Source organism: Pseudomonas sp. SL4(2022) (assembly GCF_026625725.1).
Lineage (GTDB): Bacteria > Pseudomonadota > Gammaproteobacteria > Pseudomonadales > Pseudomonadaceae > Aquipseudomonas.
In genome coordinates this window covers 1-25,050 of the sequence record NZ_CP113060.1, presented here as the reverse complement: position 1 = coordinate 25,050, position 25,050 = coordinate 1, and the positions used below count along the sequence as shown (strand labels likewise).

The following is a 25,050-nucleotide window of genomic DNA, read 5'->3' as shown; positions in this document are numbered from 1 at the left end:
ATGGCGCACGCGGGTATCGAGCAAACACGTTTCTGGCAGGCGCGCGAACTGGGCGGTATCGAGCTGCTGCACGCGCACTATATCGAGCAGCGCTTTTCGCCCCATGTGCATGAAGGCTTTGTCTTCACGGTGATCGAAGAGGGTGCCCAGCGCTTTCGCCACCGTGGCAGCGAGCATCTGGCGCCGGCTGGCAGCATGGTGCTGATCAACCCGGATGAGTTGCACACCGGCTCCAAGGCCCATGATCAGGGTTGGCACTACCGCGGCTTCTACCCGGACAATGCGCAGGTGTACGGCGTGTTGGCGGAGTTGGAGTTGGGGCGGCAGGGCATGCCGTCATTCATCCTCAGCGTGCTGCATGATCCGCAACTGCATCGCCAATTCGGCAATCTGCATAAGCTGCTGGACAGCCAGGCGTCGGCGCTGCAGCTGCAGACCGCCTGGCGCGAGGCGATTCTGCTGCTATTCCAGCGCCATGCGCGGTTGCCTGAGGGCCTGGTGCCGGGCCATGAGCCGCGTGCTGTCAGCCGTGCCAAGGAATTGCTCAGCAGTCGGCTGGCGGCGCCACCCTCATTGGAGGAGTTGGCGCAGGCGGTGGGTTTGTCGCCGTTTCATTTCGCCCGCGTATTCCGCCGCGCCACCGGCCTGCCGCCACACAGCTGGCTGCAGCAGCGCCGCCTGGAGCAGGCGCGGGCGCTGCTGCGTGATGGTTGTGCGCCGCTGAGTGTGGCGATGCAGTTGGGTTTTGCCGACCAGAGTCATCTAAGCCGACAGTTCAAACAGGCTTATGGCGTGGCACCGGGGCAGTACCGCCAGGCCCGCGCCATTTATTAGCAGCCCGCTGAAAACGTCGCGAGGCAGCCGAGACAAGGCGCTACGTTAGTAACAGCCTCTGGCTGGTCAACGCGGCGAAGAAGCGGAGTTTACGAGCTGTAAATGAGCATTACTCGTTTCACTCGCCCTTCGGGTCGCGCTAAAGCGCGTTAGCCGCAAGCGGCTAGCTGAGCCTGCTTTTAACGCTGTATCGGCAATGCAGGTAGTTTTCAACGGAGCTGCTAGCGCGTGGCAATCCATATCAGCAACCCCGCCTGAAACACACAGAATGCCACCAGACAGGTGATGGTAAAGCGCAGGCCGTTGTCTTCACGCTTGAATACCCCGATGCGTTCTTCCAGTTTGCGCACTTTCACGTCCTGCTCGCGCAGGCTCTGGTCGGCCTGTTGCAGCATGCTGGCGGCGTCCAGCAATTCGACGACCTGCACTTTTTCCGTATGCCAGTCGCCATGCAGCGAGCTGACCCGTGGCGCGCCGCATTGCGCTTTGATTTTCAGCGGGTCGAGGTACTCGACGACAAAGCCCTGGGCCTGCAGACAGTGGTCGCGCCGGGCGCGGGCTTCCTCGGTAAAGGCATCCTTGCTCGGCAGGGGGCTGTGTTGCACCTGGTAGTGGGCGAAGTGCTGACGCGCCCAGGCAATCCCCTGGGCCAGCAGGAAACGTCCCAGGCCACGGTTTTCTGGCTCCACATACAGGCCTTTTTCCGGACCGAAGCGCACCACGCGCTGCTCGTGATCGGCCCAGACTTCAAGCATGTTCTGTTCCTGGCGTACGCGCTGACCGGGGAGCTGTAAGGTCAGACGCAGTAGGCTTTGCTGCTTGCCCAGGCGTTCGACGCGGCCTAACTGGATAAAGCGCAAGGGCCGCGCGCCGGTATGGCGGTCGGTGGGCAGGGCGGCCAGGCGCAGCAGGCGAAAGTGCTCAGGCGGCAGCTCCGCCCACGGATGAGCCTGCTCGACGACCTCCGGGACGGCGGCGTCGGTATCGGTGTGTGGCTCTGGATTGTCAGTCATACATGGCGATCCTGTGCGCGACATCTTCAGGTGTCGCCTGATGCGCTTATCGGCTGCCGCGAGGCTAACTGGAGGCTGGCTTTTTGCCGCTGCGCTGGATGAACTGGGCGATCTGCTCGCCCAGTCCCTGTGCCAACGGTAGCCGAGGATTGTTGTAACTGGCCAGTTGCGCCGGTAAATCCAGCGCGCTGATGCGCAGCATATGGTTCATGCCGGGGATGATCAGCAACTCGGCATCCGGCTTGGCCGCCTGCAAGGCGTGGGCATCGGCGAGACTGACCTGAATATCGTGGCTGCCTTGGACGATCAGCGCCGGAATCTGCAAACGGGCAAAGGCCTGGCCGGGGTCTTGCTGCAGCAGGGTGATCAGGTAGGGCTGCACGCTTGGGCGAAACAGCACTTGCAAGGACTTGGGCACCTGCGGCATGAGCTGCCCGCCCAGCAGGCGGTCGAGCAGGTGATTGCTCTGTGCCAGCTGATCCGGCGGCAGGCGGGCGGCCAGTTGTTCACGCAGCAGTTGGTCGATCGGTCGGGAGCTGCCGGCAATCGCCACCAGCGCATCGGCCTGAGCCCGCTCGGCCGCCAGGCTGGCAATCAGCGCGCCTTCGCTGTGGCCGATCAGGATCAGTCGGTCAAACGCCGGGTCAGCCCTGAGCAGCTGTGCCCAGCCCACGGCATCGCTGACATACCCCTCAACACTGAGGTCGCGTTCATCCGGGGTGGCGGCGCGGCTCGCGGCTACACCGCGTTTGTCATAGCGCAGGCTGGCGATGCCCTGTTTGGCCAGACTTTGCGCCAGGCGCTTGAGGCTGTCGCTCTGGCCGCCTTCGGGGTTGTTGCCGTCACGGTCGGTGGGGCCTGAGCCGGCAATCAGCAGCGCCACAGCCACTGACGTGGTGCTGCTGGGCTTGAGCAGCGTGCCCTGCAGCGTGCCCTGGCTTGTCTGCAGGCGCATGGGGTGCTGCACGCTGCTGTGCGCGGTGCTGCTCTGTGCGACGTCGGGGGCGGCTTGCAGCAGGGCGCTACAGAAAAGAAGTGGCAATAGAAGAACTCGGGTCATGGAAAGGAACTGCCAGGGATGAGCCTATTGGACGTTTATCCCCCCTGAAGGTTCGAGGATGATCTGGGCGAACGCCACGGGTATACTCGCCGCCTTTACTCAAGTGGGGTATTGCGCCGGCTGGCGTAGCCTCGGAGCTGATTTTCGCGGAGCGTTTTGCACATGTCCGGCAATACCTACGGCAAGCTGTTCACTGTCACCACCGCTGGCGAGAGCCATGGCCCGGCATTGGTCGCCATTGTCGATGGCTGCCCGCCGGGGCTGGAAATCAGCCTGGAAGACCTGCAGCGTGACCTCGACCGACGCAAACCCGGCACTAGCCGGCATACCACGCAGCGCCAGGAAGACGATGAGGTGGAAATCCTTGCCGGGGTGTTCGAGGGCAAAACCACCGGTTGCTCGATTGGCCTGCTGATCCGCAACACTGACCAGAAGTCCAAAGACTACTCGGCGATCAAGGATTCCTTCCGCCCGGCGCACGCCGATTACACCTATCACCACAAGTACGGCGTGCGTGACTACCGCGGTGGTGGCCGCAGCTCGGCGCGGGAAACCGCCATGCGTGTGGCCGCGGGTGCCATCGCCAAGAAATACCTGGCCACTCAGGGCATCGTGATTCGCGGCTACATGAGCCAGCTGGGGCCGATTGAAATCCCGTTCAAGACCTGGGACAGCGTCGAACAGAACGCCTTCTTCAGCCCCGATCCGGACAAGGTGCCGGAGTTGGAAGCCTATATGGACCAGCTGCGCCGTGATCAGGATTCAGTTGGCGCGAAGATCACCGTGGTTGCCGAGGGCGTGATGCCCGGCCTGGGCGAGCCGATTTTCGACCGCCTGGACGCCGAACTGGCCCATGCGCTGATGAGCATCAACGCAGTCAAGGGCGTGGAAATCGGTGCGGGTTTCGCCAGCGTGGCGCAGCGCGGCACCGAGCACCGTGACGAGATGACCCCTGAAGGTTTCCTCTCCAACAATGCTGGCGGCATTCTCGGTGGGCTCTCCAGTGGTCAGCCGATTGTGGCCCACCTGGCCCTCAAACCGACGTCGAGCATCACCACGCCGGGGCGCTCGATCGATATCCACGGCAACCCGGTGGACATCATCACCAAGGGCCGTCATGACCCGTGCGTGGGCATTCGTGCTACACCAATCGCCGAGGCGATGATGGCCATCGTGCTGATGGACCATCTGCTGCGCCACCGTGCGCAGAATGCCGAGGTGCGGGTCAGCACGCCGGTGTTGCCACAGCTGTGACAGCCCGCGTAGGTTGGGTTGCGCGCAGCGAAGCCCAACAATGCGCGGCCTGGGTGTCGCTCTGCTCAACCCAGGCTACGGCCAAACCATGAGCGGCGCATTGCCTTACTGGCGTTTGTCCGGTTTCTACTTCTTCTATTTCTCGCTGCTTGGCGCCACCGCGCCGTTTCTCGCGCTGTATTTCGATCACCTGGGGTTTTCTGCTGCGCGGATTGGCGAGCTGATCGCCATTCCCATGCTGATGCGCTGCATCGCGCCAAATATCTGGGGTTGGCTGGGTGACCACACGGGCCGGCGGCTGGGCATTGTGCGCTTTGGTGCGCTCTGTACGTTGCTGTGTTTCGCCGGCATCTTTGTCAGCCAGAGCTACGCCTGGCTGGCGCTGATCATGGCGCTGCATGCGTTCTTCTGGCATGCGGTGCTGCCGCAGTTTGAAGTGATCACCTTTGCCCATCTCAAGGAGCAGGCGGCGCGCTATAGCCAGATCCGTCTGTGGGGCAGTATTGGGTTTATTGTCGCGGTGGTCGGTTTGGGCAAGCTGTTCGAGCGGCTCAGCCTGGATGCCTACCCCTGGGCGCTGATCCTGATCATGAGCGGCATCGTCCTGAGCAGTTGGTGGGTGCCCAATGCGCAGCCGCAGATGCGCCCCAATACCCAGGATCAAGGCGGCTTTCTCCAGCAGCTTCGGCGGCCGGGGATTCTCGCCTTCTACTTAAGCGCCGGCCTGATGCAGTTGAGCAACGGCCCGTACTACACCTTTCTCAGCGTGCACCTGGAAACACTCGGCTATTCGCGCGGGGTGATCGGCCAGCTGTGGGCGCTGGGTGTGCTGGCTGAAATCGTGCTGTTTATGTTTATGGCCCGGTTACTGGCGCGCTATTCCCTGCGTACCGTGCTGCTGGCAAGCTTTCTGATTACCGCTGTGCGCTGGTTATTGCTGGGCAATCTGGCTGGGCATCTGCCGGTGCTGCTGTTTGCCCAGTTGATGCATGCCGCAACCTTTGGCAGTTTCCACGCGGCGGCCATGCATTTTGTCCAGCGCAGCTTTGCTGATCGCCAGCAGGGCCAGGGCCAGGCCTTGTATGCTGCGTTGGCGGGCGTCGGTGGGGCATTGGGGGCGTTGTATTCCGGTTATAGCTGGCACAGCCTCGGCGCGGCCTGGACCTTTGCCATCGCCAGCCTGATTGCCCTGGCGGCGGCGGTGATTACCGCACGCTATATGCGTGATGAGCGGCCCTGAGCTGCTATCTATTGAATTGAAACCGACTGTACGAGAGCCCTGAGCATGAGCAGCCTGACCGTCTACCCGCAGTCTTCGCCCGAGTACCCGAACAAGCTGCTGACTCACGTCGAAGACATCGCCAGCACTCTGGCTGCCGTTGGTGTGCAGTTCAGTCAGTTGCCTGTTCAGCAGGCGGTCACGGCCGGTACAGCCAGTGATGAGCTGCTGGCAGCCAGCCAGGTGCAGATCGACCAGTTGCTGACCCAGCATGCTTATGCAAGCGCCGAGGTGCTGAGCCAGTGTGATGAGCGCGGGGAGGGCAGTGAACTGGCTCGTAGCCTGCGCGCGGAGCAACGCTGTCAGCCGGCTCATCTGCATTACTACCTGGCTGGACGTGGCCTGCTGGCGCTGCATATCGACGAGTACGTCTACAGCCTGCTGTGCGAGAAGGGCGACCTGGTGCAGTTACCCGCCGCCACTGCGCATTGGTTTGACGGCGGTGAACATCCGCGCTTTGCCGTTTTGCGCTTGTTTGACAGCCCCAAGGTCCCCGATTTTGTGCCTGTAGCGGGTGATTTCGCCGCCACATTCGCGGGGTTGGATGACTGCTGATAGGGGGCGCGACTGAACTGTTCAGCGCAGCGGCTATCCTACCTAGGCACCCCAACCAAGGAGAGACAGCATATGGGCTCAATGTTCAGCGGACTACTGGGTCTGGTGATTCTGGCACTGGATGTCTGGGCGATCCTCAGCGTTATAAAAAGTAATGCCGAGATTGGTATCAAGGTGCTGTGGGTCTTGCTGATTGCTCTGTTGCCGGTGATTGGTCTGATCATCTGGGCATTGCTGGGGCCGCGTGGCACGGTCAAGTTCTAGCCAGGCGGCGGGCAGGCGCGTGGTTAGTGGCGCTTTGCTTGCTGAGCGGCGCGCTTCAAGCCAGTGATCAACACGCCTGGACCGCGCTGCGTGACGGTCGCGCCGTGCTGCTGTTGCGCCATGCCACAGCGCCCGGTACAGGTGATCCGGCGAATTTCCAGCTGAATGATTGCCGCACCCAGCGCAACCTCAATCAAGTTGGCCGTGAGCAGGCGCAGCGCTGGGGACAGTTGTTGCGTAGCCAGTGGATTGAAGCGCGTCTGCTGAGCAGCCGCTGGTGTCGCGCTCAGGATACGGCCCGCGAAATGGGCTTGGGCGCAGTCGAAGCGCTGCCTGCGCTGGATTCATTCTTTCAAACGCCCAACACCGCCCGTGAGCAAACTGTCGCGCTGATCGAGCAGATCAATGCACAACCGCGTGGTGCGTCGTCGGTGCTGGTCTCCCATCAGGTCACTATCACCGCGCTGACCGGCCTCTACCCGGCGTCTGGCGAGGGTCTGATTCTGGCATTGCCGCTAGAGGCTCCGGCGCGTGTGCTGGCGCGAGTTCAGCCCTAGGCTAAATGCTCAGCAAGCGCTGTTCCGGCAGTTGCGCGCCCTCCAGTTTGAGCAGCAGCGCCTTGCGTGACAGGCCGCCGGCATAACCGGTAAGGCTGCCGTCACGGCCAATCACCCGGTGACAGGGAATGATGATGGCAATCGGGTTGGCACCATTGGCTGCGCCGACCGCACGCACGGCCTTGGGCCGTGCGATCTCGGCGGCGAGGTCGCTGTAGCAGCTGGTATGGCCAAACGGAATGGCCTGCAAAGCCTGCCACACCGCTTGTTGAAACGCCGTACCTTGCGGCGCCAGCAGCAGCTCGAAGCGTTGCCGCCGCCCGGCGAAATACTCATCCAGTTGCCGGCACACCTCATCCAGCTCATCGACCGCGCTGCGCCATTTTTCGCCGATGTGCCAGGGCTTGTCAGCGACATCCATCAGCAGTTGTTGCAGGCCCGTTTCGTCAGCGGCCAATAGCAGGCGTCCAATCGGGCTGTCGTGGTAGCGGTAGAACATCGCTTTAACCTTCCGAGTAGTTGTGCCACAGGTGCGCGGCGGCGTAAGCGCGCCATGGTCGCCAGGCTTCGGCACGGACCTTGAGCTGTTTGGCGTCGATGCCGTCTGGCCCCCACACCGGGGCCTTGAGCAAGCCCAGGTCACTGGCAGGAAAGGCATCAACCTCGCCAAAGGCACGCAGCGCAATGTATTCCGCCGTCCACGGGCCGATGCCGGGCAGGGCGCAGAGTCGTTCGATAAATGCCGTATAGCCGTCCTGCAAATCCAGACGCAGAGCACCGCTGGCTACCTGCGTAGCGAAATGCTGCAAGGTCTGCACGCGTTTGCCGGGCATGCCGATGCCCTCCAGATTGGCTTCGGCGATTGCGTTAGGGCTGGGGAACAGCCTTTGAATATCGGGCGCATCGGCAAATTGCAGCGATTCGCCCAGTCGGGAAACCAGGCGGCCAGTGATGGTCACCGCTGCCTTGACCGTGACCTGCTGGCCAATAATGGCGCGCACGGCTTGTTCAAATGGCTCGAAAGCGGTGGGTAAACGCAAACCAGGATTGCGTGAAACCAGAGGCCCGAGCTGCGCATCGTTGGCAAAGTGCGCGCTGATCTGCTGCGGCTGGCAGTCCAGATCAAACATCGTACGGACCCGCGCAGTGAGCGTCGCCAGGCAGGGCTGCAGCGATTCGCTGTACTGCAGTTGCAGCGCGTGCTGATCAGCCAGCGGCTGCACGCGGAACCAGCCATGTTGGCCATCGAGGTGCACGCTGCGCGCGTAACTGTGCGGTTGCAGGCTTTCCACCCCCGCTAGGGCACGCAGGGCAAAGTGCGCGTGGAATTGTTGCCACTGCCAGGGCGGCTGGTAGCTCAGTAACAGGGTGTGGGGTGATGGGCTCATGGCCGAACAATAACCGCCGTTCGGCTGGCTGTCAGCGCAGAACTGACTTTCAAACTGGAGCCGGTAGGGCGGGATGTGCTCGTTTTAACAACTGTTTACGACCTCGCGAGCTAGAGTCCGGCAAGGCGCTACGTTAGTAACAGCCTCCGGCTGGTCAAAACAGGCGAGGAAGCGGAGCGTACTGTTGTACATGGGCATTACTCGTTTCACTCGCCCTTCGGGTCGCGCTGAAGCGCGTTAGCCGCAAGCGGCTAGCCGAGCCTGTTTTTAACGCCGCAGGGCCGACGCGCAGCAGGTCGTGGAGGCGCTAAGCGCTGGCCACCCGCTGATGCAGCTGATGCGATAACTGCTCCAGCTGTTGGCCAAGTTGCACCAGCGACTCTTGGGCATCCAGCAGTTCGGCACTGGCGGCGCGCTGGCGCTGACTGGCATCGCGTTGTGCGGCACTGTTGTCACGCACGTGCAGCAGTTGCTGGTGCGCCTGGGTGAGCGCCTGACTGTGCTGCAGGATTGACTGCGACAGGTTGTCGGTCAGTCCGGCGTTGTTGCTCAATGCGTGGCTGACATCACTGACCTGCGTGGCTCCGGTGTCGATGATTTGCTGCGATTGGCCGAGTACGCTCTGCACGGTGTCGGCGGTTTCGTTGCTGCGTTGCGAGAGGTTGCGTACTTCATCGGCGACCACCGCAAAACCGCGACCATGCTCTCCGGCGCGGGCCGCTTCGATGGCGGCGTTAAGCGCCAACAAGTTGGTCTGCTGGGCGATGGCGCTGATCATCTGCATGGATTCGGCGATGCGCTGGTTGCTCTGCTGGATGGCCTGCATGCTGGCCTGGGCATCCTCCATACGCTGTGCGCAGGCATTGACCTGGCTGCTGCTGTGCTGGGTGTCCTGGCTGAGCTGCTGCATATGGCCGGTGCTGTCAGCGAGGCTGTCCAGTACTTCATGCAGGGCCAGGTCCAGTTGCTGCATGGCATCGGCCTGTTGCTGCACATTGGTGTCGATGCTCTGGCAACGCTGGCGAATACCACCGAGGGTCTGTTGCAGCTGGCTGGCCATCTGCAGCAGGTCGCTGGCGGTGCTGCGCACGTCATCGACGATGCCGCCGAGCTGATCCTGATTGCGTGCGGCGCGTTGACCGAACTCGCGCGATTCGCTCAGGGCCTGTTCGGCATCGGCCAAGGCCTGGTTACGCAGTTGCGCGCTGTACCACTGTGCCAGCCACACCGTCAGCACCGGCAGGATGTAACCCGAGTAGGTGTTCACGGCAGCATCGCGCGGGCTCAGTTCAAATACCGGCAGGCTGGCACCGCTGCGTTCCAGGCGGATCAGCCAGAACACGAACAGCACCTGTACCAGGCTCCAGACCATGGCGCTGCGCGCACCGGCCAGCAGGTAGGCGAAGACGATGATCACGGCCGGCCAGTAGATATGCGCCGAGTGCAGACCACCCAGCTGGTAGATCAGCAGCATCGAGTAGCTGGCCATGCACGCCAGTGCCATGTTCGCGGCGACCGCTAGCGGCAGCACACTGCTGCGCAGTACCAGCAGCATCAGCGGCATGCCCAAGACCAACAGCAACGAGCCATACATCAGCGCATCGTTGCCCAGGCGCCCCCACTTGATGCAGCTGTACAGGCCGATCACCACGCTGCACAGCGCGCTGAAGGCCAGAGTGCGGGCCAACAGGATGCTGGCCTGGTCGGTCAAATCATGTGGCAGGAACTGCCCAAGGAAACCCTGTCGCATGAAAACTCCAGTCAGTAGATTGTTCAGCAGTATCGGCGCAAATGGTCGCCAGCTTGAGGGTGGAAACTGCCAATTTGGCGGATGAAATGGCAACGTGTCAGTTATCCGGCCCGCCGCCCGACGACTTGTCAGTCGCGTTATTCAGCCCAGTGTCTGGCGGTATTGTCCAGGCGTGAGGCCTTTCCAGCGCTTGAACGCATGCAGGAAATTCGACACCTCGCTGTAGCCCAGGCGCTCGGCAATCTCCTCCTGGCTTAGGCTGGCGATGGCCAGCAGTTCTTCGGCCAGAGCCTGGCGCACTTCTTCCTGCAACTGGCGAAAGCTGCTGCCTTGCTCTTCCAGACGGCGACGCAGGGTGCGGCTACTGATGTTCAGTTCGCTGGCAATGACTTCCATGTCTGCCAGCCGTCCCGGTGTACTCAACAGACGATCACGAATCTGCCCGGCCAGGCCACTGCGTACCTGACGTTTGGCCAGCAGGGCCTGGCATTGCTGTTCGCAGAGTTGAGCACTGTGTGGGTTGGCGCGGGGCAGGGGCAGGTCGAGCAGGTGGCGGGAAAAGCTGATGCGGTTCTCTGCGCAGGCAAACGTTGGCAGCAGCCCGAACTGCTCGATAAAACGCGTCGGATCGACAGGCGCCGGCATGCTTAATTGCACCTGGCTCAGGGGCATCTTGGCGCCGGTTAGCTCGCGCTGAATCACCATCACCGCGACGGCGTCGCGCAGCAGGAGAAAATCGCGCACCTGGTCCGGCAAGTGGCTGCCATCGAGCGCCAGGTGCGCCTGGCTGGCGTCTTCGCGCAAGGTGATGCGGTTGAAGGCGAAGGTCAGGTCGAGGTAGCGCAGGCCAAGGTCGGCGGCCTGGCGGAAGCTCTGGCTGCTGAGCAGGGCGTAACCCCAGATGCCATAGGTGGTCAGTTGATAACGCAGGCCGGCTTGCAGGCCGAGGTCATCCTGATCAGGCAGAGCCTCAATCAGGTTGCGGATCAGCTGCAGCTCCTGCGCCCCTTCGATTTCACTGTGCAGCTCGGCCAGTTGCAGGGGGCTGAGGCCGGTGTCGCGCAGGCAGTGCTCAACACTCAAACCATGGTCGAGACCCAGCTGGGTCAGCAGTTGCACACTGGTGATGCTGCGTCGTGGCAGGCTGTAGGGAATGGCCAACATGCAGTTATCCGCTGATTTGTCCGAAAGTCACAATCGATTGGCCGACTATGCCATAACCGGGTCTGGCCCAGACAAGTAGCATCCGGTTATCCGCACTGTTTGCGGTTGGGGATATAACAATGCACAACACTTCCCAGAACCAGACGCCCTTGCGCGTGCTGATTATCGGCAGCGGCTTTGGCGGTCTGGGCATGGCGATTCAGTTACAGAAGGCCGGGGTCGAGGATTTTCTGATCCTTGAGAAGGCCGCAGAAATCGGCGGCACCTGGCGCGATAACAGCTACCCGGGAGCGGCCTGCGATGTGCCGTCGCACCTCTATTCGTTTTCCTTCGAGCCGAAAACCGACTGGAGCCGCAAGTTCGCGCCCCAGACGGAAATCCACGGCTACATGCTGTATTGCGTGGCCAAGTATCAGTTGCGTTCGCGTATTCGCTGCAATGCCGAGGTGGCGTCTGCCGCTTTCGATGCGGTCGCAGCGCTGTGGCGGGTGACCCTGAGCAATGGCGAAGAACTCTGCGCCGAGGTGCTGATCAGCGCCTGTGGTCAGCTCAATCAGCCTGCCTATCCGGCGTTGCCGGGAGTCGAGCAGTTTGTCGGTGAGGTGTTTCACTCGGCGCGCTGGCGACACGATCTGAATCTTTCTGGCAAGCGCGTGGCGGTAATTGGCACCGGCGCCTCGGCGATTCAGTTTGTTCCGCAGATTCAGCCCAAGGTGGCGCAGATGCAGCTGTTTCAGCGTTCAGCCGCCTATGTGCTGGCCAAACCGGACCGCGCCTACCGGCCGTGGGAGCTGGCCGTGATGCGCCGACTGCCCTGGCTGCAACGCCTCGATCGTGGCCTCAAGTACCTGCAACACGAGGTGCGCGGCTTGGCGTTTATCAGCATGCCGTGGCTGATGAAGCTGTTTCGCTTCAGCTTCGAACGGCACCTCAACCAGCATATTCGCGACCCGCAGTTGCGGGCGCAGCTGCAACCGGATTATCCCATGGGTTGCAAACGCATTCTGATCAGTAATGACTACCTGCCGGCACTGGCGCAACCCAATGTGACGGTGATCAGCGAAGCGATCAGCCGCGTCAGTGAGCGTGCCATCATCACCGCCGATGGCCGCGAGCACCCGTGCGATGTGCTGATCTACGGCACCGGCTTTGCCGCCACGGATTTTCTTGCGCCGATGCAGATTCGCGGGCTCGGCGGGCAGGAGTTGAACCAGGCCTGGCGCGACGGCGCCGAAGCCTACAAGGGCATCAGCGTCAGTGGTTTTCCCAACCTGTTTATCCTCTATGGGCCGAATACCAACCTGGGGCATAACTCGATCATTTATATGTTGGAAAGTCAGTTCCGTTACGTGCTTGGCTGCATCGATTTGCTGCGCCAACAAGGCGCCCGTTATCTGGATGTGAAGGCCAGCGTGCAGCAGCGCTTCAACCAGCAGATTCAGGCCAGCTCACATCGAACGATATGGGAGCAGGGCTGCTCAAGCTGGTACAAAACCGCCTCCGGCAAAAGCACCAACAACTGGCCGGGCTATACCTTTACCTATCGCCAGCAGACCCGCGCCCCGGAGCTTGATGACTATGAATGCACCCGTTGAATTTACCGCCCCCGCCGCTGAGCAGGCGTTGCTGCGCAGCGTTTTGCGTACCAGCCTGCGCCTGCTGTTCCGTGGTTTGGTGCGTCCGCCGATGCCGATTGCCGGTCAGCGCACGGTGCTGCGCCTGCTGACGGCGGCCAGCCCGACGCCGCGCGGTATCACCCGCAGCACTGGCACCCTGGGCGGGCGGCCCTGCGAGTGGCACAAGCCGCAGAGCGGCCGGGGCACGGTGCTGTTGTACTTGCATGGTGGGGCTTATCTGATCGGTGGGCCGAACACCCACCGGGCGATCTGCTCCAACCTGGCCAAGCGCGGGCAGATGGATGTGTGCGCGCTGGATTACCGCCTGGCTCCGGAACACCAATACCCAGCGGCTCGTGAGGATGCGCTGGCGGCGTTTCAGGACCTGCTCACGCTGGGTTACAAGCCCGAACAAATTGTGATCGGCGGCGACTCGGCCGGCGGCAATCTGAGCCTGATCACCAGTCTGCGTCTGCGTGACCTGGGCTTGGCGCAGCCGGCAGCGCTGGTGTGCTTCTCTCCGGTCACCGACTTTACCGGCACGCAGCTGCACGAGCCGCCCGCCGGTGACCCGCTGATCCACCGCAAATGGGTGGAACAGGCGCTGGCGCTTTATTGCCCGGCGGGTTTGGCCCACGACGACCCGGGTCTGTCGCCGCAGTTTGCTGACCTGCAGGGTCTGGCCCCAGTGTTGATCCAGGTCGGTGAAGACGAGATTCTACGTAACGACAGCTTGCGCTTTGCCGACAAGGCCAGGGCCGCGGGTGTGGATGTACGCCTGCAACGTTATCCAGAGTTGTGGCACGTGTTCCAGGCCCATGCGGGCATGCTCAAAGCGGCGGATTTTGCCCTGGCCGAAGTGGTGAGTTTTCTGCGTGAGCGGGGTTGTTGATGAACAACATTCTGATCACCGGCGCCGCATCGGGCATCGGTGCGGCCACGGCCAGGCTGTTTCATCAACACGGCTGGCAGGTCGGGCTGTTGGATATCAATCACCAGGCACTGGCCAAGCTGGCCGGCGAGCTGGGTAACGTCTGGCATGGCGAACTGGATGTGGCCGACCCGGCGGCAGTCAGGGTCGCCCTGGCGGACTTCTGCGCCCTGCATGGCGGTCAGTTGCGCCTGCTGTTCAACAGCGCTGGGGTTCTGCAGTGCGGGCACTTCGAGGACATCGAGCTAAGTGAGCATGCGCGCATCCTGCAGATCAACGTGCTGGGCCTGCTGAACATGACCCACGCGGCGTTTCCCTATCTGAAAGCCACGCCCGATGCCCAGGTGATCAATATGGGCTCGGCATCCGGGCTCTATGGCGTACCGCATCTGGCCAGTTACTCGGCGTCCAAGTTCGCCGTGCGCGGGCTGACCGAGGCGCTGGATCTGGAATGGGCCAAGCACGGCATCCGTGTTGGTGACCTGATGCCGCCGTTTGTCAGCACGCCGATGCTCAACAACCAACGCTTCCAGGCCCCGGTGTTGCGCCGTCTGGGCGTCAATCTTCAGGCTAAAGCTGTTGCCCAGGCTGCCTGGGCGCAAAGCCGCAGCCGTGCTGTACACCGGCCGATCAGCCGACAATTCAAGCTGCTGTACTGGTCTGGCCAGCTGACGCCCGCCTGGCTGACCCGGCGCATCATGGCCTGGCTTAGTCGCGACTGATGGGCTGGATGTGTGGCTGAAACAACTTTTTGCTGGGCAAATGCGCGTTGATAGGACTAGTCTGCAGGTAACGCTTCTGACTTGTTCGCTCTGAACAAGCCTGCGTTGACCAGCCCTGGTTTCAGGTCTGGCTTATGACATATCAAGCAGCACATCGCTTGATTCTCGGGCGGCACTGCAATCGGTGCCGCGACGCCGCCGAAACTCTGCGGTAGCAATGGGAATGCGTTTATCAGGTCGTAGCACTGCAGTATCGACACCTAGTTGGTTCTTTAGCGTCCTGTAAATTTGTCCATCGCCTGAGGAGGTCACTTCATGAGCACAGCCTTGCACGATGATGTCAGTAACGGGGTTTTACGGCGGATGAAGGAGGGTGGCTTCGACTTTGCCAGCTTCCACCCCATCGAGTTCTACGCCCTTTTCCCTGATGAGGAGCGGGCCCGCATGGCCACCCGCAAGTTTCGAGGTGAGTCTTTACACGCCCTGGTGACCGAGCGTGATGACGGTGTCTGGCACCTGCAAGTTAGTAAAGTGATGTTTGCGACATACCACGGCATCGATGACTTCGAGCATGACCTGGAGTCTGTCGTGGCGCCGCTTGGCGGTAAGCTGGATGGGTGGGGCGTTACCCAGGAGGTGAGGCAGCCCTGAGAACCTGCTGTTATTACGCAGCGCCATGAATGGCTCTAGCTCGCGAGAGCGTAAACAGGTTCTGCAATCCAAACACGGGCCAGCCATGAGCTGGCCCGTATCATTTGTATTTGGTCAAAGTGCTCCCAGCCAATCGCCCCTCGACCCCAGCCTGCACTTTGCTTCAGACTTGGTGCATGACCGATATCCTGATTTTTACCCACATTGATTACTGTCCGCCGGCTCACCTGGGCAAGGTGCTGGAGCAGGCTGGCCATTTTTATAGAGTGCTGCGCGCTGACCTCGGCGAGCTAGAGGGCATTGACCTCGACCGGCCTAAGGCTGTGGCCATCATGGGCGGGCCGATGAGTGTGAACGATCCGTTGCCCTGGCTGCAGACCGAAGTGGCCGCGCTGCAGCATTTTATTCGCCGTGATATTCCGCTGATCGGCCACTGCCTGGGTGGCCAGTTGTTGGCCAAGGCTCTTGGCGCGGAAATCAGCCGCATGCTTTACACCGAAAGCGGCTGGCAGACACTGACCCGTCTTGATCAGGTTGCGCCCAGTCCCTGGTTACAGCATTTGCCCGAACAGTTCCCGATCTTCCAGTGGCATGGCGACAGCTTTGCTATCCCCGAGGGTGCACAGCCCTTGCTGAGCAGCCCCTGGTGCAGTAACCAGGCGTTTGCCTGGGGCGATAAAGTCCTGGCCCTGCAAGGGCATCCGGAAATGGACGAAGCCCTGGTGCGTCAGTGGCTCGGCGACTGGCATCACCTGCTGGATGAAAACCAGCCCAGCCAGCAGAGCAGGGCGCAGATGCTCGACCAACTGCCAGCCAAAGTCGCCGAGCTGAACCGCGTAGCCGAAGGCATCTATCGCCACTGGCTGCAACTGGCCGGACTCTAAACGTCGGGTAGGGTGGATGACGCTTTACCCATCCACCGGTGGTTGTCGTAGGGTGGATAAAAAGAGCGCTATCCACCCTACGGATTGGCCGCCTCAAAATGGCGCGCCCTGCGACCAAGTGGTCACCATTGCGCCCCTGCTTGGTGCGTTACTTGTGCCTTAAATACTCAAGTTTTTGATTTAAAACATTTTTATTGTATGGCGCGAGCTTTGCAAAGCTGTCTCCATGTCCGGGTGACAAGGAGTACGGCATGGTCCGCACCTTTTATGACGAGATGTACGACGCGAGTGGCGCTGTCCGCCCGCACTACCAAGCCTTTGCCCGCTGGTTGGCAGATACCCCGGATGAACTGCTGGCTCAGCGCCGCCGTGAAGCCGATCTGCTGTTCCACCGTGCCGGCATCACCTTCACCCTGTATGGCGATGATCAGGGCACTGAGCGACTGATTCCCTTCGACATCATCCCGCGCAGCATCCCCGCCACTGAGTGGCGCATGGTTGAGCGTGGCTGCATCCAACGGGTGCAGGCGCTGAACATGTTCCTCGCCGACCTCTACCACGACCAGCGCATCATCAAAGCCGGCATCATTCCCGCCGAGCAGGTGCTGGCCAACGAGGGTTACCAGATCGCCATGCAGGGCCTCAATCTGCACCGCGACCTCTATGCTCACATCGCTGGGGTTGATCTGGTGCGCGATGGCGATGGCAGCTACTACGTGCTGGAGGACAACCTGCGCACGCCCAGCGGCGTCAGCTACATGCTCGAAGACCGCAAGATGATGATGCGTCTGTTCCCCGAGCTGTTCGCCGCCCAGCGTGTGGCGCCGATTGATCACTACCCGAACCTGCTGCTTGACACGCTGAAGTCCTCCAGTCCGCTGGATAACCCCAACGTTGTGGTGCTGACGCCGGGACGCTTCAACAGCGCCTACTTTGAGCACGCCTTCCTGGCCCGCGAAATGGGCGTGGAGCTGGTCGAAGGCGCGGATTTGTTTGTGCGTGACGACAAGTTGTTTATGCGCACCACGTCTGGGGCCAAGCAGGTGGACGTGGTTTATCGACGCCTCGACGACGCGTTCCTCGACCCGCTGGCCTTTAACCCGGACTCCATGCTCGGTGTGCCCGGTCTGCTGGCCTGCTACCGCAGCGGCAACGTGGTGCTGGCCAACGCCATCGGCACCGGTGTGGCGGACGACAAATCGATCTACCCCTATGTCGACGACATGATTCGCTTCTACCTCAGTGAAGAGCCAATCCTGAAGAACGTGCCGACCTTCCAGTGCCGCAAACCTGCTGAGTTGTCGCACGTGCTGGCCAACCTGGAGCACTTGGTGGTCAAGGAAACCCAGGGCTCCGGCGGCTACGGCATGCTGGTTGGCCCGGCAGCCACCAAGGCCGAGATCGAAGACTTCCGCGCCCGCCTGATTGCCCGGCCCGAGGCCTACATCGCCCAGCCGACCCTGTGCCTGTCAACCTGCCCGACCTTTGTTGAGCGCGGCATCGCGCCACGCCATATCGACTTGCGGCCGTTTGTCCTGTCCGGCAAGGAAACCCGCATCGTCCCCGGCGGCCTTACCCGTGTCGCGCTGCGCGAAGGTTCGCTGGTGGTCAACTCGTCTCAGGGTGGCGGTACCAAAGACACCTGGGTGGTGGAGGACTAATCATGCTTTCAAGAACTGCCTCTGATCTGTACTGGATGTCGCGCTACCTGGAGCGCGCGGAAAACCTCGCGCGCATGCTTGAAGTCAGCTATTCGCTGTCGCTGATGCCGCAGGACGGCCGCGGCGATGGCCTGGAAGAGCTGGCCCTACCGCTGCTGATTACCGGCACCCTGGATGATTACCTGGAGCGCCACGGCCCGCTGCACGCCGAACGCATGCTGCATTTTTTTGCCCTTGATGCGACCAACCCTGCGAGCATCTACTGCTGCCTGCAGGCCGCGCGCAGCAACGCCCATGCTGTGCGTGGGCGGATCACCGCCGACATGTGGGAAAACATCAACGCCACCTGGCTGGAAATTCGCGGTATTGCCGAACAAGGCTTGAGCCGTTATGGCATCAGCCGCTTCTGCGAATGGGTCAAGGAGCGCTCGCACCTGTTCCGTGGCGCCACCTTTGGCACCATCATGCGCGGCGACCCGTATCGCTTTATTCGCCTCGGTACCTTTATCGAGCGCGCTGACAACACCCTGCGTCTGCTTGACGCGCGCTATGAAATGCTCGGCGAAGACATCGATGAAGTCGACGGCCGCCCGGCACGCAGCTATTACCAATGGACTGCGCTGCTGCGTGCTTTGTCATCATTCGAGGCGTTTGCCGAGATCTACCGCGGCTCGCCCGGTACGCGCAAAGTCTCCGAACTGCTGTTGCTACGCGCCGACGTACCACGCTCGTTACGTGCCTGCATGGACGAACTGAGCCTGATGCTCGCCAGCCTGCCCGGCGACAACGGCCGCCCGGCCCAGCGCCTTGCCGCCGAACTGGAAGCGCGGCTGCGCTACACCAGCATCGAAGAAGTACTCGACGAGGGCCTGCACGCCTGGCTCACCGATTTCATCCTGCTGGTTCGCCAGTTAGGCCAAGCCATCCAAACGTCCTACCTGGAGGTCGCATGAGACTGTCCATCAGCCACGACACTACCTACCACTATGAAGACCAGGTGCGCACCAGCATCCAGTACCTGCGCATGACGCCGCACGACAGCGAGCGTCAGCAGGTGCTCAGCTGGGAGTTGACCCTGCCACGCCCGGTGCGCGCCCAGATCGACCCCTACGGCAATATTCTTCATGTGCTGACCATGGACGAGCCGCATGAGTCCATCGTGATCGGTGCCCGTGGTCAGGTCGAGATCGACGAAACCCGTGAGGCCGAACACGAAAGTCAGTCGGCGCTGCCGTTTCTGCGCTTCACCCGCCTCACCGAAGCCGACGAAGCCCTGCGTGAATTTGCCAAGCTGCAAAGCAAAAACCGCCACGACCGCACCGGCCTGATTGATCTGATGCACGCCCTCAATGCACATATCAGCTATCTACCAGGCAGCACGGCGGTGGACACCAGCGCTGCTGAAGCCTTTGCCGGCGGCAAGGGCGTCTGCCAGGATCACGCGCATGCCTTTCTGGCCTGCACGCGCAGCTTGGGCATTCCGGCGCGCTATGTCTCGGGTTACCTGTTTACCGACAGCGAAGACCACCTGGCCAGTCACGCCTGGACTGAAGCCTGGCTGGACGATGCCTGGTACAGCTTTGATGTGACCAACTGCTTGGCCAAGCCGGAGCGCCACTTGAAATTAGCCATGGGCCTGGATTATCTAGATGCCTGCCCGGTACGCGGTATGCGACGGGGTGGCGGCGCCGAGCAGATGTATGCACGTGTCGAAGTGGCCCCGATGAGTTGTGTCCAGCAGTAATAAGAAGGCAGTGAGTAGACAAATGGCACGACAAAGCCGTTGAAGCGCAAGCTTCAACGGCTTTGTCGTATCTGCAGGCGGTGCGGTGCTTGGTTCTGTTCGCAGTGGCTGCCGTGTCGGCGAAACAAATATGAAACAATCAGTTGACCTCAGGGTTTGAGTCCCTATAATGCGCAGCTCTTAAGGCACATGCGGCTCCTTAAACTTCTTATAAAACAAGAAGTTAGATTTAAATAAGGGGTTGCAAAGCAGTGAAAGCTGCGTAGAATGCGCCTTCTCTTCAGGGGTGATGTTTGAGTCTGAAGGGTTCGGTCGAGGTGATCGGAAGCGGTAAAAGAGGATGTTGACAGTGGTTTTAAACGCTGTAGAATTCGCCTCCCGCTGACGAGAAGCTAGGTGTTGATCGAAAGCGCAAGTGGTTGAGATTGAAAAGAAATTTTCGAAATCGCTTGACGGAGAATGAGGCTGCTGTAGAATGCGCGCCTCGGTTGAGACGAAAGACTTAACCAACCGCTCTTTAACAACTGAATCAAGCAATTCGTGTGGGTGCTTGTGAGGTAAGACTGTTAGTCGCAAGATTATCAGCATCACAAAGCAACACTCGTTAATTCGAGAGTTACCTTTCATTAAATTGAAAGTTTTGCGATTGCTGAGCCAAGTTTAGGGTTTTCTCAAAACCCAAGCAGTATTGAACTGAAGAGTTTGATCATGGCTCAGATTGAACGCTGGCGGCAGGCCTAACACATGCAAGTCGAGCGGTAGAGAGAAGCTTGCTTCTCTTGAGAGCGGCGGACGGGTGAGTAATGCCTAGGAATCTGCCTAGTGGTGGGGGATAACGTTCGGAAACGGACGCTAATACCGCATACGTCCTACGGGAGAAAGCGGGGGATCTTCGGACCTCGCGCCATTAGATGAGCCTAGGTCGGATTAGCTAGTTGGTGAGGTAATGGCTCACCAAGGCGACGATCCGTAACTGGTCTGAGAGGATGATCAGTCACACTGGAACTGAGACACGGTCCAGACTCCTACGGGAGGCAGCAGTGGGGAATATTGGACAATGGGCGAAAGCCTGATCCAGCCATGCCGCGTGTGTGAAGAAGGTCTTCGGATTGTAAAGCACTTTAAGTTGGGAGGAAGGGCAGTAACCTAATACGTTATTGTTTTGACGTTACCGACAGAATAAGCACCGGCTAACTTCGTGCCAGCAGCCGCGGTAATACGAAGGGTGCAAGCGTTAATCGGAATTACTGGGCGTAAAGCGCGCGTAGGTGGTTCAGTAAGTTGGAAGTGAAATCCCCGGGCTCAACCTGGGAACTGCTTTCAAAACTGCTGAGCTAGAGTACGGTAGAGGGTGGTGGAATTTCCTGTGTAGCGGTGAAATGCGTAGATATAGGAAGGAACACCAGTGGCGAAGGCGACCACCTGGACTGATACTGACACTGAGGTGCGAAAGCGTGGGGAGCAAACAGGATTAGATACCCTGGTAGTCCACGCCGTAAACGATGTCAACTAGCCGTTGGAATCCTTGAGATTTTAGTGGCGCAGCTAACGCATTAAGTTGACCGCCTGGGGAGTACGGCCGCAAGGTTAAAACTCAAATGAATTGACGGGGGCCCGCACAAGCGGTGGAGCATGTGGTTTAATTCGAAGCAACGCGAAGAACCTTACCTGGCCTTGACATGCTGAGAACTTTCTAGAGATAGATTGGTGCCTTCGGGAACTCAGACACAGGTGCTGCATGGCTGTCGTCAGCTCGTGTCGTGAGATGTTGGGTTAAGTCCCGTAACGAGCGCAACCCTTGTCCTTAGTTACCAGCACCTCGGGTGGGAACTCTAAGGAGACTGCCGGTGACAAACCGGAGGAAGGTGGGGATGACGTCAAGTCATCATGGCCCTTACGGCCAGGGCTACACACGTGCTACAATGGTCGGTACAAAGGGTTGCCAAGCCGCGAGGTGGAGCTAATCCCATAAAACCGATCGTAGTCCGGATCGCAGTCTGCAACTCGACTGCGTGAAGTCGGAATCGCTAGTAATCGTGAATCAGAATGTCACGGTGAATACGTTCCCGGGCCTTGTACACACCGCCCGTCACACCATGGGAGTGGGTTGCACCAGAAGTAGCTAGTCTAACCGCAAGGGGGACGGTTACCACGGTGTGATTCATGACTGGGGTGAAGTCGTAACAAGGTAGCCGTAGGGGAACCTGCGGCTGGATCACCTCCTTAATCGAAGACTTCAGCTTCTTCATAAGTTCCCACACGAATTGCTTGATTCATTGAGAAAGACGATTGGGTCTGTAGCTCAGTTGGTTAGAGCGCACCCCTGATAAGGGTGAGGTCGGCAGTTCGAATCTGCCCAGACCCACCAATTGTTGTGGGGTTTGGCCTTGTAAGAATATGGGGCCATAGCTCAGCTGGGAGAGCGCCTGCCTTGCACGCAGGAGGTCAGCGGTTCGATCCCGCTTGGCTCCACCATACACAGTCTCGTTTAGAGTTCAGAAATGAACGTTCCTGCTTGTCAGATGAATGTTGATTTCTGGTCTTTGACCAGTAACAAATCGTTCTTTAAAAATTTGGGTATGTGATAGAAGTGACTGATTGATTACTTTCACTGGTAATTAATCTGGTCAAGGTGAAATTTGTAGTTCTCAATTGCAAATTTTCGGCGAATGTCGTCTTCACGTTAGAGACAATAACCAGATTGCTTGGGGTTATATGGTCAAGTGAAGAAGCGCATACGGTGGATGCCTTGGCAGTCAGAGGCGATGAAAGACGTTGTAGCCTGCGATAAGCTCCGGGGAGTCGGCAAACAGACTTTGATCCGGAGATCTCTGAATGGGGGAACCCAGCCAGCATAAGCTGGTTATTACACACTGAATACATAGGTGTGTAAGGCGAACCAGGGGAACTGAAACATCTAAGTACCCTGAGGAAAAGAAATCAACCGAGATTCCCTTAGTAGTGGCGAGCGAACGGGGACTAGCCCTTAAGTTGATTTGAGAATAGTGGAAGGCTCTGGAAAGTGCCGCCGTAGTGGGTGATAGCCCCGTACACGAAATTCTCTTATCAATGAAATCGAGTAGGACGGAGCACGAGAAACTTTGTCTGAATATGGGGGGACCATCCTCCAAGGCTAAATACTACTGACTGACCGATAGTGAACTAGTACCGTGAGGGAAAGGCGAAAAGAACCCCGGAGAGGGGAGTGAAATAGATCCTGAAACCGTATGCGTACAAGCAGTGGGAGCCCACTTTGTTGGGTGACTGCGTACCTTTTGTATAATGGGTCAGCGACTTATATTCAGTGGCGAGCTTAACCGAATAGGGGAGGCGTAGCGAAAGCGAGTCTTAATAGGGCGTTTAGTCGCTGGGTATAGACCCGAAACCGGGCGATCTATCCATGGGCAGGTTGAAGGTTAGGTAACACTGACTGGAGGACCGAACCGACTACCGTTGAAAAGTTAGCGGATGACCTGTGGATCGGAGTGAAAGGCTAATCAAGCTCGGAGATAGCTGGTTCTCCTCGAAAGCTATTTAGGTAGCGCCTCGTGTATCACTGCTGGGGGTAGAGCACTGTTTCGGCTAGGGGGTCATCCCGACTTACCAAACCGATGCAAACTCCGAATACCAGCAAGTGTCAGCACGGGAGACACACGGCGGGTGCTAACGTCCGTCGTGAAAAGGGAAACAACCCAGACCGTCAGCTAAGGTCCCAAAGTTATGGTTAAGTGGGAAACGATGTGGGAAGGCTTAGACAGCTAGGAGGTTGGCTTAGAAGCAGCCACCCTTTAAAGAAAGCGTAATAGCTCACTAGTCGAGTCGGCCTGCGCGGAAGATGTAACGGGGCTCAAACCATACACCGAAGCTACGGGTTCAACGTAAGTTGAGCGGTAGAGGAGCGTTCTGTAAGCCTGTGAAGGTGAGTTGAGAAGCTTGCTGGAGGTATCAGAAGTGCGAATGCTGACATGAGTAACGACAATGGGAGTGAAAAACTCCCACGCCGAAAGACCAAGGTTTCCTGCGCAACGTTAATCGACGCAGGGTGAGTCGGCCCCTAAGGCGAGGCAGAAATGCGTAGTCGATGGGAAACGGGTTAATATTCCCGTACTTCTAATTACTGCGATGGAGGGACGGAGAAGGCTAGGCCAGCACGGCGTTGGTTGTCCGTGTTTAAGGTGGTAGGCTGATTTCTTAGGTAAATCCGGGAAATCAAGGCCGAGAACTGATGACGAGTTATCTTTTAGATGACGAAGTGGTTGATGCCATGCTTCCAGGAAAAGCTTCTAAGCTTCAGGTAATTAGGAACCGTACCCCAAACCGACACAGGTGGTTAGGTAGAGAATACCAAGGCGCTTGAGAGAACTCGGGTGAAGGAACTAGGCAAAATGGCACCGTAACTTCGGGAGAAGGTGCGCCGGTGAGGGTGAAGTATTTACTACGTAAGCCCATGCCGGTCGAAGATACCAGGCCGCTGCGACTGTTTATTAAAAACACAGCACTCTGCAAACACGAAAGTGGACGTATAGGGTGTGACGCCTGCCCGGTGCCGGAAGGTTAATTGATGGGGTTAGCTAACGCGAAGCTCTTGATCGAAGCCCCGGTAAACGGCGGCCGTAACTATAACGGTCCTAAGGTAGCGAAATTCCTTGTCGGGTAAGTTCCGACCTGCACGAATGGCGTAACGATGGCGGCGCTGTCTCCACCCGAGACTCAGTGAAATTGAAATCGCTGTGAAGATGCAGTGTATCCGCGGCTAGACGGAAAGACCCCGTGAACCTTTACTATAGCTTTGCACTGGACTTTGAGTTTGCTTGTGTAGGATAGGTGGGAGGCTTTGAAGCGTGGACGCCAGTTCGCGTGGAGCCATCCTTGAAATACCACCCTGGCAACCTTGAGGTTCTAACTCTGGTCCGTTATCCGGATCGAGGACAGTGTATGGTGGGTAGTTTGACTGGGGCGGTCTCCTCCTAAAGAGTAACGGAGGAGTACGAAGGTGCGCTCAGACCGGTCGGAAATCGGTCGTAGAGTATAAAGGCAAAAGCGCGCTTGACTGCGAGACAGACACGTCGAGCAGGTACGAAAGTAGGTCTTAGTGATCCGGTGGTTCTGTATGGAAGGGCCATCGCTCAACGGATAAAAGGTACTCCGGGGATAACAGGCTGATACCGCCCAAGAGTTCATATCGACGGCGGTGTTTGGCACCTCGATGTCGGCTCATCACATCCTGGGGCTGAAGCCGGTCCCAAGGGTATGGCTGTTCGCCATTTAAAGTGGTACGCGAGCTGGGTTTAGAACGTCGTGAGACAGTTCGGTCCCTATCTGCCGTGGACGTTTGAGATTTGAGAGGGGCTGCTCCTAGTACGAGAGGACCGGAGTGGACGAACCTCTGGTGTTCCGGTTGTCACGCCAGTGGCATTGCCGGGTAGCTATGTTCGGAAAAGATAACCGCTGAAAGCATCTAAGCGGGAAACTTGCCTCAAGATGAGATCTCACTGGAACCTTGAGTTCCCTAAAGGGCCGTCGAAGACTACGACGTTGATAGGTTGGGTGTGTAAGCGCTGTGAGGCGTTGAGCTAACCAATACTAATTGCCCGTGAGGCTTGACCATATAACACCCAAACAATTTGATGTTTGTGTGTCTCTATGAAGACTGCAACAGCCGAAAATTTGCTCAACTACAAACCAAGACATCACATACCCAATTCGGGATAGCGTCTCGCGAC

20 protein-coding genes, 2 tRNA genes and 2 rRNA genes are annotated in these 25,050 nt (G+C 59.2%); 18 read left to right on the top strand and 6 right to left on the bottom strand.

Translation table 11 applies throughout. From position 1 onward, the window contains the following. The gene (locus OU997_RS00120) at positions 1-834 is read left to right on the top strand and encodes an AraC family transcriptional regulator (RefSeq protein WP_108486285.1); all 834 of its coding nucleotides are present in this window, start codon (positions 1-3) and stop codon (positions 832-834) included. A gap of 221 nt (positions 835-1,055) precedes the next feature. On the opposite strand, the gene OU997_RS00115 is transcribed toward OU997_RS00120, so the two are convergent. Continuing rightward, positions 1,056-1,847 carry a hypothetical protein gene (locus OU997_RS00115; RefSeq protein ID WP_267808449.1) on the bottom strand — a complete coding sequence of 264 codons (792 nt, stop codon included), beginning with the start codon at positions 1,845-1,847 and terminating at the stop codon, positions 1,056-1,058. A gap of 64 nt (positions 1,848-1,911) precedes the next feature. Beyond that, complete coding sequence (locus OU997_RS00110) at positions 1,912-2,907, bottom strand: alpha/beta hydrolase (RefSeq protein WP_267808447.1); 996 nt, start codon at positions 2,905-2,907, stop codon at positions 1,912-1,914. 162 nt (positions 2,908-3,069) lie between these two features. Here OU997_RS00110 and aroC point away from each other — a divergent pair, with 162 nt between their 5' ends. The 5 genes from aroC to OU997_RS00085 all read left to right on the top strand — a co-directional run bounded on the left by aroC (position 3,070) and on the right by OU997_RS00085 (position 6,816). After that, positions 3,070-4,161 (top strand): chorismate synthase, encoded by a 1,092-nt coding sequence (gene aroC / locus OU997_RS00105; RefSeq protein WP_108486282.1) that lies wholly within the window; start codon positions 3,070-3,072, stop codon positions 4,159-4,161. Positions 4,162-4,249: 88 nt separating this feature from the next. Beyond that, positions 4,250-5,401: an MFS transporter gene (locus OU997_RS00100; protein WP_108486336.1), complete on the top strand. Its 1,152-nt coding sequence runs from the start codon at positions 4,250-4,252 to the stop codon at positions 5,399-5,401. A gap of 45 nt (positions 5,402-5,446) precedes the next feature. After that, positions 5,447-5,995 (top strand): acireductone dioxygenase, encoded by a 549-nt coding sequence (locus OU997_RS00095; RefSeq protein WP_108486281.1) that lies wholly within the window; start codon positions 5,447-5,449, stop codon positions 5,993-5,995. Positions 5,996-6,067: 72 nt separating this feature from the next. Next, complete coding sequence (locus tag OU997_RS00090; protein ID WP_108486280.1) at positions 6,068-6,259, top strand: PLDc N-terminal domain-containing protein; 192 nt, start codon at positions 6,068-6,070, stop codon at positions 6,257-6,259. A gap of 26 nt (positions 6,260-6,285) precedes the next feature. Continuing rightward, entirely contained in the window at positions 6,286-6,816 is a 531-nt protein-coding gene (locus OU997_RS00085; protein WP_267808444.1) for a histidine phosphatase family protein, read from the top strand. Between the two features lies 1 nt (position 6,817). Here OU997_RS00085 and OU997_RS00080 read toward each other — a convergent pair whose 3' ends face one another. The 4 genes from OU997_RS00080 to OU997_RS00065 form a co-directional block, all read right to left on the bottom strand. Then, the gene (locus OU997_RS00080) at positions 6,818-7,315 is read right to left on the bottom strand and encodes a methylated-DNA--[protein]-cysteine S-methyltransferase (protein ID WP_267808443.1); all 498 of its coding nucleotides are present in this window, start codon (positions 7,313-7,315) and stop codon (positions 6,818-6,820) included. 4 nt (positions 7,316-7,319) lie between these two features. Then, entirely contained in the window at positions 7,320-8,204 is an 885-nt protein-coding gene (locus OU997_RS00075) for a DNA-3-methyladenine glycosylase family protein (protein ID WP_267808440.1), read from the bottom strand. A 307-nt stretch (positions 8,205-8,511) separates the two neighbouring features. After that, positions 8,512-9,051, bottom strand: a complete 540-nt coding sequence (locus OU997_RS20895; RefSeq protein ID WP_371920665.1) for a methyl-accepting chemotaxis protein — start codon at positions 9,049-9,051, stop codon at positions 8,512-8,514. Between the two features lie 1,044 nt (positions 9,052-10,095). Continuing rightward, positions 10,096-11,115, bottom strand: a complete 1,020-nt coding sequence (locus tag OU997_RS00065) for an AraC family transcriptional regulator (RefSeq protein ID WP_420713266.1) — start codon at positions 11,113-11,115, stop codon at positions 10,096-10,098. Between the two features lie 122 nt (positions 11,116-11,237). Between OU997_RS00065 and OU997_RS00060 the strand changes: the two genes are divergently transcribed. From OU997_RS00060 to OU997_RS00005, 12 genes are all read left to right on the top strand, one after another. Further along, a complete protein-coding gene (locus tag OU997_RS00060) occupies positions 11,238-12,713 on the top strand; it encodes a flavin-containing monooxygenase (protein WP_267808436.1) in 1,476 nt (491 codons plus the stop codon). Further along, positions 12,697-13,626: an alpha/beta hydrolase gene (locus OU997_RS00055; protein ID WP_267808435.1), complete on the top strand. Its 930-nt coding sequence runs from the start codon at positions 12,697-12,699 to the stop codon at positions 13,624-13,626. Before OU997_RS00060 ends, OU997_RS00055 begins: the two co-directional genes overlap by 17 nt. Next, positions 13,626-14,387 carry an SDR family oxidoreductase gene (locus OU997_RS00050; protein WP_267808433.1) on the top strand — a complete coding sequence of 254 codons (762 nt, stop codon included), beginning with the start codon at positions 13,626-13,628 and terminating at the stop codon, positions 14,385-14,387. Before OU997_RS00055 ends, OU997_RS00050 begins: the two co-directional genes overlap by 1 nt. A 315-nt stretch (positions 14,388-14,702) precedes the next feature. Further along, a complete protein-coding gene (locus tag OU997_RS00045) occupies positions 14,703-15,038 on the top strand; it encodes a ribonuclease E inhibitor RraB (RefSeq protein WP_108490342.1) in 336 nt (111 codons plus the stop codon). Positions 15,039-15,214: 176 nt separating this feature from the next. Then, on the top strand, positions 15,215-15,922 hold the full coding sequence (locus OU997_RS00040) for a type 1 glutamine amidotransferase (protein ID WP_267808430.1): 708 nt from the start codon (positions 15,215-15,217) through the stop codon (positions 15,920-15,922). Between the two features lie 251 nt (positions 15,923-16,173). Continuing rightward, complete coding sequence (locus OU997_RS00035) at positions 16,174-17,583, top strand: circularly permuted type 2 ATP-grasp protein (protein WP_267808429.1); 1,410 nt, start codon at positions 16,174-16,176, stop codon at positions 17,581-17,583. A gap of 2 nt (positions 17,584-17,585) precedes the next feature. After that, positions 17,586-18,536 (top strand): alpha-E domain-containing protein, encoded by a 951-nt coding sequence (locus OU997_RS00030; protein WP_108490345.1) that lies wholly within the window; start codon positions 17,586-17,588, stop codon positions 18,534-18,536. Next, positions 18,533-19,327 (top strand): transglutaminase family protein, encoded by a 795-nt coding sequence (locus OU997_RS00025; RefSeq protein WP_108490346.1) that lies wholly within the window; start codon positions 18,533-18,535, stop codon positions 19,325-19,327. Before OU997_RS00030 ends, OU997_RS00025 begins: the two co-directional genes overlap by 4 nt. 690 nt (positions 19,328-20,017) lie before the next feature. Then, positions 20,018-21,553: ribosomal RNA gene (locus OU997_RS00020) — 16S ribosomal RNA — on the top strand. Positions 21,554-21,618: 65 nt separating this feature from the next. Further along, positions 21,619-21,695 (top strand) — tRNA-Ile (locus tag OU997_RS00015). Between the two features lie 31 nt (positions 21,696-21,726). After that, positions 21,727-21,802: transfer RNA gene (locus tag OU997_RS00010), tRNA-Ala, on the top strand. Between the two features lie 242 nt (positions 21,803-22,044). Then, positions 22,045-24,935: ribosomal RNA gene (locus tag OU997_RS00005) — 23S ribosomal RNA — on the top strand. The 16S and 23S rRNA genes sit together here with 2 tRNA genes alongside, the layout of an rRNA operon. Positions 24,936-25,050 lie beyond the last annotated feature (115 nt).